This window comes from Streptomyces sp. NPDC017529 (assembly GCF_044329785.1).
GTDB lineage: Bacteria > Actinomycetota > Actinomycetes > Streptomycetales > Streptomycetaceae > Streptomyces.
This window is the reverse complement of the sequence record NZ_JBIRJY010000004.1, coordinates 60936-74402: the sequence shown is the minus strand read 5'-3', so window position 1 is coordinate 74402 and position 13467 is coordinate 60936. Positions and strand designations below refer to the sequence as shown.

Sequence of the window (13467 nt, the reverse complement as noted above, 5' to 3'; positions counted from 1 at the left end):
CCGTGAAGGACGCTTTCGGCTCCCCCCAGTCCCTTCTGGTCCTCGGCGGCACCTCCGAGATCGCCTTGGCCACCGCCCGCCGCCTGACCGCCCGCCGGGCCCGCACGGTCTGGCTGGCGGGCCGCCCGTCCGCCGCGCTGGAGGACGCGGCCGTACGGCTGCGCTCGCTGGGCGCCGAGGTCCGTACGGTGGCCTTCGACGCGCTGGACACCGGCGGCCACGAGGAGGCCTTGGGCAAGGTCTTCGCCGAGGGGGACGTGGACGTGGTGCTGCTGGCCTTCGGGGTCCTGGGCGACCAGGAGCGCGCGGAGGCCGAGCCCGCCGAGGCGGTCCGCGTCGCGCAGACCAACTACACCGGCGCGGTCTCCGCGGGCCTGGTCTGCGCCAGGTCGCTGCGCGTCCAGGGGCACGGTTCGCTGGTCGTGCTCTCCTCGGTCGCCGGTGAGCGCGCCCGCCGATCGAACTTCGTCTACGGCTCCAGCAAGGCCGGCCTGGACGCGTTCGCGCAGGGCCTGGGGGACGCGCTGTACGGGACGGGCGTCCACGTGATGGCCGTCCGGCCAGGTTTCGTGCGGACGAGGATGACGGCGGGCCTGGAGGCCGCGCCGCTGGCGACGACGCCGGAGGCGGTCGCGGAGGCCGTCGAGCTGGGGCTGCGGCGGCGGAGCGAGGTGGTGTGGGTGCCGGGGGCGCTGCGGCCGGTGATGTGCGTACTCCGGCATATGCCACGGGCACTCTTCCGACGGCTCCCGCTGTGACGCCCCGCGGGCCGGGCCGCTACCGGGTCGGCGTCGGCGGCCGGGACAGGTCGGCCTGGCGCGGGACGCCGGAGGCGGGCGCCCCGAAGGGGAACTCCCGCTCCAGCCGCCAGACGCCGTCCGCCCCCTGCTCGTAGAGCGCGAACCCGTCGATCGTCCAGGCGGCCTCGAAGTCCTTGAGCGCCACGAACGCCTCGTCCATGGCCTCTTCGGAGATGCCGTGCGCGACGGTCACATGCGGGTGGTACGGGAACTGAAGTTCGCGGGCGCACGGGCCGGACACCGCGCGCACCCGCTCCTGGAGGGCGGTGCACGCCTCTTCGCCCTCGACCAGCTTGACGAAAACCACCGGGGACAACGGCCGGAAGCTGTCCGTGCCCTCCAGGCGGAGCCGGAAGGGGGCGAAGCCCGCGGCGACCTCGGCGAGGTGCTCCTCGACGGCGGGGATGTCCTCCGCGCGGGCCTCCGTGGGCGGCAGGAGGGTGATGTGCGTGGGGATGCCGTGTGCGTGAGGGTCCCCGAAGCCCGCGCGCCGCTCCTGGAGGAAGCTGCCGTACGGCTCCGGGACCGCGATCGAAACGCCGAGCGTTACGGTCCCCACTGCGTCCTCCTCCTGAAGCTGTTGGTGTCCCGGCTGCCAGTGTGCCGGGTGGGCCGGGCCCGCGGCGACCGTCCTCGGTCCCGACCACGACGGGACCGAGGGCCCTTTACGGCGGGGGAAGGACCTCTGCGGCCCCGCCCCGGCCGGTCAGTGCTTGGCGGGCAGGAAGCCGATCCGGTCGTACGCCGAGGCCAGCGTCTCGGCGGCCACCGAGCGGGCCTTCTCGGCGCCCTTGGCCAGGATCGAGTCCAGCGTCTCGGGGTCGTCCAGATATTCCTGCGTACGGTCCCGGAAGGGTGTGACGAACTCGACCATGATCTCCGCGAGGTCCGTCTTGAGGGCGCCGTACATCTTGCCCTCGTACTTCTTCTCCAGGTCGGCGATGGACTCGCCGGTGAGCGTGGAGTGGATCGTCAGCAGGTTGGAGACGCCCGGCTTCGCCTCGGCGTCGTAGCGGATCACCGTGTCGGTGTCCGTGACCGCGCTCTTGATCTTCTTGGCGGAGGCCTTGGGCTCGTCCAGGAGGTTGATGATCCCCTTCACCGACGACGCCGACTTGCTCATCTTGACCGCCGGGTCCTGGAGGTCGTAGACCTTGCCGGTCTCCTTGAGGATGTACGGCTTGGGGACGGTGAAGGTGTCGCCGTAGCGCCCGTTGAAGCGCTCGGCGAGGTCGCGGGTCAGCTCGATGTGCTGGCGCTGGTCCTCGCCCACCGGGACCTCGTTGGCCTGGTACAGCAGGATGTCGGCGATCTGCAGGATCGGGTACGTGAACAGGCCGACGCTGGTGCGGTCGGCACCCTGCTTGGCGGACTTGTCCTTGAACTGCGTCATCCGGCTGGCCTCGCCGAAGCCGGTCAGGCAGTTCATGACCCAGGCGAGCTGGGCGTGCTCGGGGACGTGGCTCTGGACGAAGAGCGTGCACCGCTCCGGGTCGAGCCCGGCGGCCAGCAGCTGGGCGGCGGCCAGCCGGGTGTTCGCGCGGAGCGCCACCGGGTCCTGCGGGATGGTGATCGCGTGCAGGTCCACCACCATGTAGAAGGCGTCGTGGGACTCCTGCAGCGCCACCCACTGGCGGACGGCGCCGAGGTAGTTGCCGAGGTGGAAGGAGCCGGCGGTGGGCTGAATCCCGGAGAGTACACGCGGACGATCGAGAGCCATGGCAGTCATTGTCTCAGGTCCGCGGACGGGAACGGCGCGGGGCCGGGCACCCGGGAGGCCGGGGCGGGGCGGCCGGCGGGTTCCGCGGCCGGCCGCCGCCCCGGAGCCCGTCAGGCCGGGTCGGCGACCAGCCCCGGCGCCGGGTAGGCGCCCATCAGCTCGGCCACCTCGGCGCGGATCGTGGCGATCGCCGCCTCGTCGCCCGCGCCCGCGGCCGTCACGCCCCTCGTGATCCAGTCCGCGACCTGCGGCATGTGCTCGGTGCCCAGGCCGCGCGAGGTCAGCGACGGGGTGCCGATGCGGATGCCGGACGGGTCGAACGGCTTGCGGGGGTCGAACGGGACGGTGTTGTAGTTGACGACGATGCCGGCCCGGTCCAGGGCCTTCGCCGCGACCTTGCCCGGGACCTCCTTGGGCGTGAGGTCCATGAGGATCAGGTGGTTGTCCGTACCGCCGGAGACCAGGTCGAAGCCGCGGGCCAGCAGCTGGTCGGCGAGGGCCTTGGCGTTGGCGACGACGGCGTGCGCGTAGTCGCGGAAGGACGGCTGCGCCGCCTCGTGCAGGGCGACCGCGACGGCCGCGGTGGTGTGGTTGTGCGGGCCGCCCTGGAGGCCCGGGAAGACCGCCTTGTCCAGCGGCTTCGCGTACTGCTCGCGGGACATCAGCATGGCGCCGCGCGGGCCGCGCAGCGTCTTGTGGGTGGTGGTGGAGATGACGTCGGCGTGCGGCACCGGGGAGGGGTGCGCGCCGCCCGCGACCAGCCCGGCGATGTGCGCGATGTCGGCGACCAGGACGGCGTCCACCTCGCGGGCGATCTCGGCGAAGGCGGCGAAGTCGATGGTGCGCGGCACGGCCGTACCGCCGCAGAAGATCAGCTTCGGGCGTTCCTTGCGGGCCAGGTCGCGCACCTCGTCGAAGTCGATCCGGGCGGTGTCGGCCCGTACGCCGTACTGGACGCCGCGGAACCACTTGCCGGTGGCCGAGACGCCCCAGCCGTGGGTGAGGTGGCCGCCCATCGGCAGGGACATGCCCATCACCGTGTCGCCGGGCTCGGCGAAGGCGAGGTAGACGGCGAGGTTGGCGGGCGAGCCGGAGTACGGCTGTACGTTGGCGTGCTCGACGCCGAAGACGGCCTTGGCGCGCTCGATCGCCAGGCGCTCGACACGATCGATGTTCTGCTGGCCTTCGTAGTAGCGACGGCCGGCGTACCCCTCGCTGTACTTGTTCTGCAGGACGGTGCCGGTGGCTTCCAGTACCGCGGTGGAGACGTAGTTCTCGGAGGGGATCAGGCGCAGCGTCTCGGCCTGGAGGACCTCCTCGGCACCGACCAGGGCGGCCAGTTCGGGGTCGGCGGCAAAGAGGGCGGGATGGGACAGGGGATGGCTCATGAGGTCCTCCGGGGCGATCGGGTGCGGTTCGGCTTACCGGTCGTACTCCCGGGGTGCCCAGGCGGGCGGCACCTCGTGGCGGCCGTGCTCCGACGGCCGCGCACCGCTCCCTCGGGGTCGCTTCCCCGTGCGCCAGTCGCGGTGCGCGAGGCCATTCTAACGGGGGGTGTGCGGCGCAAGGTTCTTCGCATACCGTCCGCTCAACGGCATTTCCTCGCCCGAGATCGCCCGCATACCGAACGGAGTCCATGGTGAGCCCCACGACGTCCACGGAACGCAGCATCGCCGTCGCCGAAGCCCACAGCGCCCACAACTACCACCCGCTCCCCCTCGTCGTGGCCTCCGCCGAAGGGGCCTGGATGACGGATGTGGAGGGCAAGCGCTACCTGGACATGCTGGCCGGGTACTCGGCGCTCAACTTCGGCCACGGCAACCGCCGCCTCATCGGCGCGGCCACGGCGCAGCTGGGGCGGGTGACGCTCACCTCGCGCGCCTTCCACCACGACCGGTTCGCCGACTTCTGTACGCAGCTCGCCGAGTTCTGCGGCATGGAGATGGTGCTGCCGATGAACACCGGCGCCGAGGCCGTCGAGACGGCGGTCAAGACGGCGCGCAAGTGGGGCTACCAGGTCAAGGGCATCCCGGACGGCCTGGCGAAGATCGTCGTCGCGGAGAACAACTTCCACGGCCGGACCACGACGATCGTCTCCTTCTCCACCGACCCGGAGGCGCGCGCGGGCTTCGGCCCGTACACGCCCGGCTTCGAGATCGTTCCGTACGGCGACCTGGACGCGCTGGCGGCCGCCGTGGACGACGACACGGTGGCGGTACTGGTCGAGCCGATCCAGGGCGAGGCGGGCGTGCTGGTGCCGCCGCCCGGCTACCTGGCGGGGATACGGGAGCTGACCCGCGAGCGGAACGTCCTGTTCATCGCGGACGAGATCCAGTCGGGGCTGGGGCGCACGGGCACCGACTTCGCCTGCCGGCACGAGGACGTCGTACCCGACATGTACGTGCTCGGCAAGGCGCTGGGCGGCGGCATCGTGCCGGTGTCGGCGGTGGTCTCCTCGCGCGAGGTGCTGGGCGTGTACCGGCCGGGCGAGCACGGCTCGACGTTCGGCGGCAACCCCCTCGCCTGCGCGGTGGCGCTGGAGGTCCTCGCGATGCTGCGGACCGGCGAGTACCAGCAGCGCGCCACGGAACTGGGCGAGCACCTGCACCACGAGCTGGGGATGCTGGTGGGCGGCGGCGCGGTGGACGCGGTGCGCGGGCGCGGGCTGTGGGCCGGCGTCGACGTCAACCCGTCCCTGGGGACGGGCCGGGAGATCTCGGAGCGGCTGATGGCGCGCGGCGTGCTGGCCAAGGACACCCACGGCAGCACGATCCGGCTGGCACCCCCGCTGGTCATCAGCAAGGAGGACCTGGACTGGGGCCTGGACCAGCTGCGGACGGTGCTGGGCGGGTGACACCGGCAGGTAGGCCCCGCGCGGGGCCTACCGCCCTACAGGATCACGTGCGGCAGGAACCGCGCGTACTCGTCCGTGACCAGCCCTGCGGACTCCCGGATGCCGAGCCCCGCCGACTCGTCCTCGACGACCCACGCGCCGAGCACCACCCGGTTGCCGTCGAAGTCGGGCAGCGGGGCCAACTCCTGGTAGCAGCAGGGTTCGTCGCGGACGACGGGGGCCGCGCCGGGCTCGTGGACGGTGACGCCCGCGCCCTCGCGGCCGAGCAGCGGCTTGGCCACGTAACCCGGCCCGTCCGCCAGGCCGCGCGGACCGTCGAGGTAGGCGGGCAGCAGGTTCGGGTGGCCCGGGTACAGCTCCCAGAGGATCGCGAGGAGCGCCTTGTTGGAGAGGAGCATCTTCCACGCGGGCTCGATCCACAGGGTGCTGCCGGTGCCGCCGCCGTTGTCGAGGGTGTCCAGGACGTGCGGGCCGAACGCGTCGGTGGCCAGCCACTCCCACGGGTAGAGCTTGAAGCAGGCCCGTATGAAGCGCAGCCGCTGGTCCACGAAGCGGCCGGAGAGGCCGTCCCAGCCGATGTCCTCGACCGGGATCGCCACCGTCTCCAGCCCGGCCTGCCGCGCCGTCTCCTCCAGGTAGGCGACGGTCATCAGGTCCTCGCCCAGCTCGTCGCCCGCCGAGTGCGCGAAGTGCACGGGGGCGCCCGGCGGCAGCAGCCCGGCCTGCTTGCGCCACGCCTCGATCAGCCGTTCGTGCAGGGAGTTCCACTGGTCGGCGCCGGGGAACCGGTCCTCCATCCAGAACCACTGCGGGCCCGCCGCCTCGACCAGCGAGGTCGGCGTGTCCGCGTTGTACTCCAGCATCTTGGCGGGCCCGGTGCCGTCGTAGCGCAGGTCGAACCGCCCGTAGAGGGTCGGCAGTTCGGCGCGCCGCCGCCACGACTCGGCGACCAGCCCGGCCAGCCGCCCGTCCTCGATGCCGAGGTCGGCGAAGCGCCGGTGCTCGACGATGTGCGCGGCGGCGGCCAGGCACATCGCGTGCAGTTCCTCGACGACCTCTTCCAGCGCCTCGACCTCGGGCAGCGAGAAGGAGTAGTACGCGCTCTCGTCCCAGTACGGGCGCAGCGAGTCGTCCGGGTAGCGGGTCAGCGGGTAGATCAGGCCCTGCGCCTCGACGGTCTGCTGCCAGCCGGCGCGCGGCTGTGTGGTGTGCCGCTTCACGTGCGGGTCCCGCCCGCGTTCCCTGCCTGCCGCACCGCCGTCACCCGCCGCTGGAGCCGGAGCAGCCGAAGCCGCCGCGGTTGACGGCCGCACTGTGGCTGAAGGTCCCGGAGTCGGCGTACCGGCCGTTGACGTCGGAGCCGTAATACCACCGGCCGTCGACCGGCTTCCGGCCCTGGCCCGCGGTGCCCTTGCCCTTGCCGGACGACGAGCCGCCGCCGGTGCCGCCCGTGCTGCCGGTGCCACCGGAACCGCTCTTGCCGGTGCAGGACTTGGAGTCGACGACCCGGTAACCCTTGACGGCGTCGTAGCTGTTCTTGTCCACGCAGCGCTTGTCCGGCTCCGAGCCGCAGGAGGTCAGCGCCGCCGCGAGCGCCCCCATGCCGCCGAGGATCACCGTGCTCGACCGCAACCGCCGCCGGGCCTTCGTGTGCTCTGCCATCCCTGTCTTCCCCCGTACATCCGTGGCATCAGTTTTCAGCCAGGCCAGCCTAAAGGCCGTCCCGCGGGCGGCCGCAACGGGCCGCGGGAGGTGCCGCGCCTACAGTCGATGTGTGCTGCTTGGGATGATCTGTGCGCTCGGTTCGGCGGTCTGCTTCGGTACGGCCTCGGTACTCCAGGCAGTGGCGGCCCGCGCCACGGCCCCCGGAACCGGCTCCGGTTCCGGGGTGGATCCCAGACTGCTGCTGCGCGTCCTCGGCCAGTGGCGCTACCTGCTCGGCCTGGCGCTCGACGGCTGCGGCTTCCTCCTGGAGCTGGTGGCGCTGCGCTCCCTGCCGATCTACGCGGTGGGCGCGGCCCTGGCCGCCGGCCTCGCCGTGACCGCGGTCGTCGCCGTACCGCTGCTCCACGTGCGGCTCCGCCGGGCCGAGTGGGCCGCCGTGGCGGTGGTGTGCGGCGGGCTGGCCATGCTGGGGCTCGCCTCCGGCGCGGAGGGCAGCGGTACGGGTTCGACCGCGCTGCGCTTCGGTGTGCTGGCCGTGGCGCTGGCGATCCTGGCCTCGGGGGCGCTGGCCGGGCGGCTGCCCGACCGGGCGCGGGCGGCGGCGCTGGGGCTCGGCGCCGGGTTCGGCTTCGGTGTCGTGGAGGTCGCCGTCCGCCTGATCCCCGACCTCTCGCCGGCTCCGCTGGTGTCCAATGCGGCCGCCTACGCCCTGCTTGTGGGCGGCGGCGCGGCGTTCCTGCTGCTGACCTCGGCCCTCCAGCGCGGTTCGGTGACGGCGGCCACAGCGGGCATGGTGATCGGCGAGACCCTGGGGCCCGCACTGGTCGGCGTCGTCTGGCTGGGCGACCGTACGCGCGCCGGCCTGGCGCCGCTGGGCTTCGCCGGGTTCGCCCTGGCGGTGCTGGGCGCACTCGCCCTGGCACGTTTCGGCGAGGTGCCGGACACGGCGGAGCCGGCCGGCGCTGCGGCCCGGGAACCGGCCGCGAGCGGTCTACGGCGCGGGCGGGAGCACCCGTAGCAGCGCCTCCAGGGCGCCCGCGAACGCGTGGTCCGGCGGCCTGCCGTACGTCACGACCAGACCGTCGCGCGGCACCTCGCCGCCCCCTCCCGCGGCCGCGTGGTGTGCGAAGGCGCTCAGCCCCTCCAGTGCGAGGCCCTGCCAGCGGGCGGCCTGGACGACGGACTGCTCGGTGCCGGGCGGCAGTTCGAGGACGGCGTGCAGGCCCGCGGCGATGCCGCCGACCTTGATGTGCGGCGCCTGTTCGGCCACCGCGGCGACGAGCTGGTCGCGCCGCCTCCGGTAGCGCAGCCGCATACCGCGTACGTGCCGGTCGTACGCGCCGGACGAGAGGAACTCGGCGAGGGTCAGCTGCTCCAGCGCGCCGGTCTGCCACTCCCCGGTGCTCTTGAGGGCGAGCGCCGGGTCGACGAGGTGGTCCGGCAGCACCATCCAGGCCAGCCGCAGCGCGGGGGCGAGGCTCTTGCTCGCGGTGCCGAGGTAGACGACCCGGTCGGGGTCGAGTCCCTGCAGCGCCCCCACGGGCTGCCGGTCGTACCTGAACTCACCGTCGTAGTCGTCCTCCAGCACCAGCCCGCCACTGGAACGCGCCCAGTCGATGACGGCGGCGCGGCGGTCCGGGTGCAGCGGTACGCCGGTGGGGAACTGGTGCGCCGGGGTGAGCAGGGCCGCCCGTACGCCCGGCAGGTCCGCCAGCCGTTCCGTGTCCGCGCCGTGCCCGTCGACCGGGACCGGGGCGGCGCGCAGCCCGGCGCGGTCCAGTACGTCGCGGTGGAAGGGGAGGCCGTACGCCTCGGTGCCGATCGCGCGGACACCCGAGTCGCGCAGGACGCGGGCGATCAGGCCGAGGCCCTGCATGAAGCCCGTGCAGACGAGAATGCGTTCCGGGTCGGTGCGTACGCCGCGGGCGCGGGCCAGGTAGTCGGCGAGCACGGTCCGCAGTTCCGGGCGGCCGGGCGGCGGGCCGTAGCCGAACGCGTCGTTGGGGGCGGTGGTGAGCGCGCGGCGGGCGGCGGCCAGCCAGGCGGTGCGGGGGAACCCGGAGACGTCGGGGGTGCCGGGCCGCAGGTCGTAGCGCGGACGGTCGGGCACCCGGGCGGGGGCGGCGCGCCGGGCCGGGGGCGCGGGGCGCGACGGCTCGGCGCGCCGGGCGACGCGGGTGCCGGAGCCCTGCCGGGCGCTGAGCCAGCCCTCGGCGACCAGTTCGGCGTACGCGTCGGCGACGGTGTTGCGGGCGATGCCGAGGTCGGCGGCGAGCGAGCGGGAGGAGGGCAGCCGGGTGCCGGGGGCCAGGCGTCCGGTGCGGACGGCGTCGCGCAGGGCACGCATCAGGGAGGCGCGCAGCCCGCCGGACCCGGCGAGGTCCAGGTGCAGGTCACGGCCGAAAGTGGCCCAGGAATCGTCCATGCGAATGGACCATACCCGGGTGCCAATGGCGGCGTAGCGTCATTGGCATGACGACGAACCCCCAGCACGGGCACCACCAGCCGCGGATCGCCATCGCGCGTAACGCGCCCGAGGTCTACAAGGCGATGGTCGCGCTCGACGCGGCGGCCAAGAAGGGCCTGGACCCGGCGCTGGTCCACCTGGTGAAGATCCGCGCCTCGCAGGTCAACCACTGTGCCTTCTGCATCGACATGCACATCAAGGAGGCCCGCAAGGAGGGCGAGACCGAGGAGCGCGTGTACCTCCTCAACGCCTGGGAGGAGGCCGGCGCCCACTACACCGAGAAGGAGCAGGCCGCCCTCGCCCTGACCGAGTCCGTCACCGTCCTGACCGACGGCTTCGTACCGGACACCGTCTACGAGCGCGCCGCCGCCCACTTCGACGAGCCCGAACTCGCCCAGCTCATCGCCCTCATCACGACCATCAACGCGTGGAACCGCTTCGGCGTGACCACCCGTATGACCCCCGGACAGGCATGATGACGACCACCACCGACTCGGCCCGGCTCGACTTCTACCAGCGCGCCCCCGGGGTCTACCAGCCCCTGCTGAACGCGCACATCGCCGCGAAGAAGGGCTTGGGCGACGACGTCCTGGCCGAACTGGTCCTGATCCGCGCCTCGCAGGTCAACCACTGCGCCTTCTGCCTCGACATGCACATCAAGGACGCGCGGAAGGCCGGAGTGTCCGAGGAGCGCATCTACCTCCTCAACGCCTGGGAGGAGGCCGGCGCCCACTACACCGAGAAGGAGCAGGCCGCCCTCGCCCTGACCGAGTCCGTCACCGTCCTGACCGACGGCTTCGTACCGGACACCGTCTACGAGCGCGCCGCCGCCCACTTCGACGAGCCCGAACTCGCCCACCTGATCGCCCTGATCACCACCATCAACATGTGGAACCGCATCAACGTCGCGGTCCGCCAGCCCATCGGGAGCGGGGCATGACCGCCGCGGCCCTGCGCGCCCTGCATCACGGCCGGGCGGCGGACGACCCGCTCGTCCTGCCCGGCCCGTGGGACGCGGAAAGCGCGCGGATCTTCGCGGCGGCGGGCTTCCCGGCCCTGGCGACGCCGAGCGCGGGGGTCGCGGCGTCGCTGGGGTACGCGGACGGCAGCACGACGCCGGACGAGATGTTCGCCGCGGTCGCCCGGATCGTACGGGCCGTGGACGTACCGGTGACCGCGGACCTGGAGGCGGGGTACGGCCTGCCCGCGAAGGAGCTGGTGGAACGCATCGCCGCCACCGGCGCGGTCGGCTGCAACATCGAGGACGGCGAGCAGGGGCAGCTCACCGACATGGCGCGGCAGGCCGACCGGCTCGCGGAGATCCGCGCCGCGGCGGGCGACGCGCTGGTGATCAACGCCCGTACCGACGTGTTCCTGCACGGCGCGGGCGGCGGGACGGACCTGGCGGCGCAGGTGGAGGAGGCGGTGCGCCGCGGGCTGCGGTACGCCGCCGCCGGCGCCGACTGCGTCTACCCGATCCTCGCGCCGCCGGAGGTCCTGGGGGAACTGGCCGACCGGATCGGGCTGCCGGTCAACGCCCTGGCCGTGCCGGCCGGCCCGTCCCCCCGCGAACTCGGCACGCTGGGCGCGTCCCGGGTCACCTTCGGCGGCGGGCTGCACCGGCGGGCGATGGACTCGGTACGGGCGACGGCGGAGGCGCTCCGTACCGGCTGACCTGCCGTACGGGGGTGGTGACGGCCTCCGCCACCACCCCCGCCCGGTCACTTCTGCTTCTTCTGCGTGGCGGCCACGATCTCCGCCAGGGCCGCGACGACGTCGGCCTCGGACGCCTCCTTGGTGATGCCGAGGCCGTTCAGCACGCCGTCGCCGTCCTCCAGTTCCAGCAGCGCCAGCAGGATGTGCTCGGTGCCGACGTAGTTGTGGCCCAGGCGCAGCGCCTCGCGGAAGGTGAGTTCCAGCGCCTTCTTCGCCTGCGCGTCGAACGGGATCAGCGCGGGCATCTCGCCGGACGGGGCCGGCAGCGACTCGGCCACGCGCCGGCGGACGGCCTCCAGGGTCACGCCCTGCGCCACGATCGCCCGCGCCGCGAGCCCGTCCGGCTCGGCCAGCAGGCCGAGCACCAGGTGCAGGGTGCCGATCTGGTCGTTGCCCGCCGCGTGGGCCTCGTTCTGCGAGGTCACCACCACGTTCCGGGCCCGCTCCGTGTACCGGCTGAACCCCTGGCCGGGGTCGAGGTCGGACGCCTCGCCGGGCGTCTTGGGAACGAAACGCTTCTGGGCCGCCTGCTTGGTGACGCCCATGCTCTTGCCGATGTCCGTCCAGGAGGCGCCCGAGCGGCGGGCCTGGTCCACGAAGTGGCCGATCAGGTGGTCGGCGACCTCGCCGAGGTGCTCGGCCGCGAGCACCGCGTCGGTCAGCTGGTCCAGCGCGTCGGGGTGGACCTTCTTGATGGCCTCGATCAGGTCGTCGAGGCGGATCGGAGGGGTGCTTCCAGTGGGTTGCGTCATGCGTCAACCGTAAGTTGACGCCTTCCGGACCGTCAACCCCAGGTTGACGACCTCTCTTCCCTGGCTTTACTAGAGCGCCCGCTCTACTATTGACGCGATGCGTACCGTCAACCCCGAAGAGCACGCCCGCAAACGGGCCCACATCCTCGGCGCCGCCGCGGTCGAGTTCGCCGCGCACGGCGTCGACGGCACGTCCACCGCGCGCATCTGCCGCGCCGCCGGCATCGGTTCGGGCACCCTCTTCCACTACTTCGCCACCAAGCGCGACATCTTCCACGCGCTGTTCAGCGACGACCTGCCGCGCAACGCCGAGGCCTGCGCCCGCGCCGTCGCCCAGGACCGGCCGGACGACGGCATCCGCCTCCTCGTGGACCATCTGCTCACCGACCTCGCCGACCCGCTCGTGCCGGGGCTCGCGGCGGCGGTCGTCTTCCAGGTCAACCGGGACGAGGAGTTCGCCCGGCTGATCTTGGCCGACACCGCCCAGGTACGCACCGCCCTGGAAACCCTGACGGCGCGCCTCGCCGCGGCGGGACGCCCCCTCCCCTTCCCACCCGAACGGGTCGCCGGCTGGATCCAGGGGCTGCTGGACGCCGCCTACCTCTCCGCCGGGGAACCGGGCTTCGACCCCGCCACGCACGCGGCCGAGCTACGGCGCATCGTCACCTGGCTGACCGGCGGCGAAGCGCCCCGGCACCTGAAACCGACCCGCACCGTCCCAGAGGGAGAACCGGCCCCATGACCTCCGACACCCCGGCGCCCGAGACTTCGCTGTCCAAAGCCCCGCCGCCCTCCTCCGACCCGACCGCCGTCGGCCCCACCACCGGCGAACGCGCCCTGCTGTGGGCCGGCTTCCCCGTACTGGGAGCAGTGGCGCTGTGGCTGGCCAGCAGGGCGGCGGACTGGGTGGCGTCGCTCCCCTGGGCCCCCATGCAGGGCGTGTTCAAGCTGGTCGCGTCCGCGCCCGAACCGCTGCTGTCGATCGGCGCCCTGATCGTCGGCGTCCTCGCCGGCCTGGCCATCGCGTTCTTCGCCGATCTTGAGTACGTGACCGCCGACATCGGTCCCGACCAGGCCGCCCTGACCGTCGACGGCGTCACCCGCACGGTGCCGCGCGCGGCCACCGCCGCGGTCTTCCAGGACGGCAAGAACCTGGTGCTGCTCGGCCACGACTCCACCGAACTGGCCCGGCTGCACGGCGACTTCGACGCGAAGCGATTCGCGGCCGCCTTCGAACGGCACGGCTACCCGTGGCGGCCGGACGGCGACCCGTACGCCGCCGACTTCCGCCGCTGGGTCCCCGCACAACCCGGCCTGCCCACCGGCGCCCACGCCCTCTTCAAGGCCCGGGCGCACGCACTGAAGAAGGGCGAGAAGCAGGACGCCGAACAGCTCAGGACCGAACTGGCCGAACTGGGCGTAGTCGTCCGGGAAGACAAGAACAAGACCCAACACTGGCGCCACGTCCGGCCCACCACCGGCGACTGACGACG

15 protein-coding genes are annotated in these 13467 nt (G+C 73.0%); 8 read left to right on the top strand and 7 right to left on the bottom strand.

Annotated elements, in window-relative coordinates; genetic code table 11:
• The first annotated feature begins 2 nt into the window (after positions 1-2).
• Complete coding sequence (locus ACH4K4_RS10975; protein WP_398166426.1) at positions 3-758, top strand: decaprenylphospho-beta-D-erythro-pentofuranosid-2-ulose 2-reductase; 756 nt, start codon at positions 3-5, stop codon at positions 756-758.
• Positions 759-777: 19 nt separating this feature from the next.
• On the opposite strand, the gene ACH4K4_RS10970 is transcribed toward ACH4K4_RS10975, so the two are convergent.
• The 3 genes from ACH4K4_RS10970 to glyA all read right to left on the bottom strand — a co-directional run bounded on the left by ACH4K4_RS10970 (position 778) and on the right by glyA (position 3908).
• Positions 778-1359: a 2'-5' RNA ligase family protein gene (locus ACH4K4_RS10970; protein ID WP_398166425.1), complete on the bottom strand. Its 582-nt coding sequence runs from the start codon at positions 1357-1359 to the stop codon at positions 778-780.
• A 147-nt stretch (positions 1360-1506) separates the two neighbouring features.
• On the bottom strand, positions 1507-2520 hold the full coding sequence (gene trpS / locus ACH4K4_RS10965) for a tryptophan--tRNA ligase (RefSeq protein ID WP_398166424.1): 1014 nt from the start codon (positions 2518-2520) through the stop codon (positions 1507-1509).
• Positions 2521-2630: 110 nt separating this feature from the next.
• Positions 2631-3908, bottom strand: coding sequence for a serine hydroxymethyltransferase (gene glyA / locus ACH4K4_RS10960; protein WP_398166422.1), 1278 nt, complete (start codon positions 3906-3908; stop codon positions 2631-2633).
• 251 nt (positions 3909-4159) lie between these two features.
• Here glyA and rocD point away from each other — a divergent pair, with 251 nt between their 5' ends.
• Complete coding sequence (rocD, locus tag ACH4K4_RS10955; protein ID WP_398166421.1) at positions 4160-5374, top strand: ornithine--oxo-acid transaminase; 1215 nt, start codon at positions 4160-4162, stop codon at positions 5372-5374.
• Between the two features lie 35 nt (positions 5375-5409).
• Here the strand turns inward: rocD and ACH4K4_RS10950 are convergent, their stop codons facing one another.
• On the bottom strand, positions 5410-6594 hold the full coding sequence (locus tag ACH4K4_RS10950) for a glutathionylspermidine synthase family protein (RefSeq protein ID WP_398166420.1): 1185 nt from the start codon (positions 6592-6594) through the stop codon (positions 5410-5412).
• Between the two features lie 40 nt (positions 6595-6634).
• Entirely contained in the window at positions 6635-7036 is a 402-nt protein-coding gene (locus ACH4K4_RS10945) for a hypothetical protein (RefSeq protein ID WP_398166419.1), read from the bottom strand.
• Between the two features lie 124 nt (positions 7037-7160).
• Here ACH4K4_RS10945 and ACH4K4_RS10940 point away from each other — a divergent pair, with 124 nt between their 5' ends.
• A complete protein-coding gene (locus tag ACH4K4_RS10940; protein WP_398167159.1) occupies positions 7161-8057 on the top strand; it encodes a hypothetical protein in 897 nt (298 codons plus the stop codon).
• Here ACH4K4_RS10940 and ACH4K4_RS10935 read toward each other — a convergent pair.
• On the bottom strand, positions 8031-9464 hold the full coding sequence (locus ACH4K4_RS10935; protein ID WP_398166417.1) for a PLP-dependent aminotransferase family protein: 1434 nt from the start codon (positions 9462-9464) through the stop codon (positions 8031-8033). The two genes, ACH4K4_RS10940 and ACH4K4_RS10935, sit on opposite strands and share 27 nt — an antisense overlap.
• 47 nt (positions 9465-9511) lie before the next feature.
• Here ACH4K4_RS10935 and ACH4K4_RS10930 point away from each other — a divergent pair, with 47 nt between their 5' ends.
• From ACH4K4_RS10930 to ACH4K4_RS10920, 3 genes are read left to right on the top strand one after another with little or no spacing between them, the layout of a single operon-like run.
• Complete coding sequence (locus ACH4K4_RS10930) at positions 9512-9982, top strand: carboxymuconolactone decarboxylase family protein (RefSeq protein ID WP_398166415.1); 471 nt, start codon at positions 9512-9514, stop codon at positions 9980-9982.
• Positions 9982-10446, top strand: coding sequence for a carboxymuconolactone decarboxylase family protein (locus tag ACH4K4_RS10925; protein WP_398166413.1), 465 nt, complete (start codon positions 9982-9984; stop codon positions 10444-10446). Before ACH4K4_RS10930 ends, ACH4K4_RS10925 begins: the two co-directional genes overlap by 1 nt.
• On the top strand, positions 10443-11180 hold the full coding sequence (locus ACH4K4_RS10920) for an isocitrate lyase/phosphoenolpyruvate mutase family protein (RefSeq protein WP_398166411.1): 738 nt from the start codon (positions 10443-10445) through the stop codon (positions 11178-11180). Before ACH4K4_RS10925 ends, ACH4K4_RS10920 begins: the two co-directional genes overlap by 4 nt.
• A 47-nt stretch (positions 11181-11227) precedes the next feature.
• Here ACH4K4_RS10920 and ACH4K4_RS10915 read toward each other — a convergent pair whose 3' ends face one another.
• The gene (locus ACH4K4_RS10915) at positions 11228-11974 is read right to left on the bottom strand and encodes a Clp protease N-terminal domain-containing protein (RefSeq protein WP_398166410.1); all 747 of its coding nucleotides are present in this window, start codon (positions 11972-11974) and stop codon (positions 11228-11230) included.
• 97 nt (positions 11975-12071) lie between these two features.
• Between ACH4K4_RS10915 and ACH4K4_RS10910 the strand changes: the two genes are divergently transcribed.
• Both ACH4K4_RS10910 and ACH4K4_RS10905 read left to right on the top strand, forming a co-directional pair.
• Entirely contained in the window at positions 12072-12716 is a 645-nt protein-coding gene (locus tag ACH4K4_RS10910; protein ID WP_398166408.1) for a TetR/AcrR family transcriptional regulator, read from the top strand.
• A complete protein-coding gene (locus ACH4K4_RS10905; RefSeq protein ID WP_398166406.1) occupies positions 12713-13462 on the top strand; it encodes a hypothetical protein in 750 nt (249 codons plus the stop codon). Before ACH4K4_RS10910 ends, ACH4K4_RS10905 begins: the two co-directional genes overlap by 4 nt.
• Positions 13463-13467 lie beyond the last annotated feature (5 nt).

Bases quoted from the DNA above. Each gene is read 5' to 3' on its own strand.
- ACH4K4_RS10905 (WP_398166406.1), top strand. From the start codon at position 12,713: ATGACCTCCGACACCCCGGCGCCCGAGACTTCGCTGTCCAAAGCCCCG.
- ACH4K4_RS10920 (WP_398166411.1), top strand. From the start codon at position 10,443: ATGACCGCCGCGGCCCTGCGCGCCCTGCATCACGGCCGGGCGGCGGAC.
- trpS (WP_398166424.1), bottom strand. From the start codon at position 2,520: ATGGCTCTCGATCGTCCGCGTGTACTCTCCGGGATTCAGCCCACCGCC.
- ACH4K4_RS10945 (WP_398166419.1), bottom strand. From the start codon at position 7,036: ATGGCAGAGCACACGAAGGCCCGGCGGCGGTTGCGGTCGAGCACGGTG.
- ACH4K4_RS10915 (WP_398166410.1), bottom strand. From the start codon at position 11,974: ATGACGCAACCCACTGGAAGCACCCCTCCGATCCGCCTCGACGACCTG.
- ACH4K4_RS10935 (WP_398166417.1), bottom strand. From the start codon at position 9,464: ATGGACGATTCCTGGGCCACTTTCGGCCGTGACCTGCACCTGGACCTC.
- ACH4K4_RS10910 (WP_398166408.1), top strand. From the start codon at position 12,072: ATGCGTACCGTCAACCCCGAAGAGCACGCCCGCAAACGGGCCCACATC.
- ACH4K4_RS10925 (WP_398166413.1), top strand. From the start codon at position 9,982: ATGACGACCACCACCGACTCGGCCCGGCTCGACTTCTACCAGCGCGCC.
- ACH4K4_RS10930 (WP_398166415.1), top strand. From the start codon at position 9,512: ATGACGACGAACCCCCAGCACGGGCACCACCAGCCGCGGATCGCCATC.
- ACH4K4_RS10940 (WP_398167159.1), top strand. From the start codon at position 7,161: ATGATCTGTGCGCTCGGTTCGGCGGTCTGCTTCGGTACGGCCTCGGTA.
- glyA (WP_398166422.1), bottom strand. From the start codon at position 3,908: ATGAGCCATCCCCTGTCCCATCCCGCCCTCTTTGCCGCCGACCCCGAA.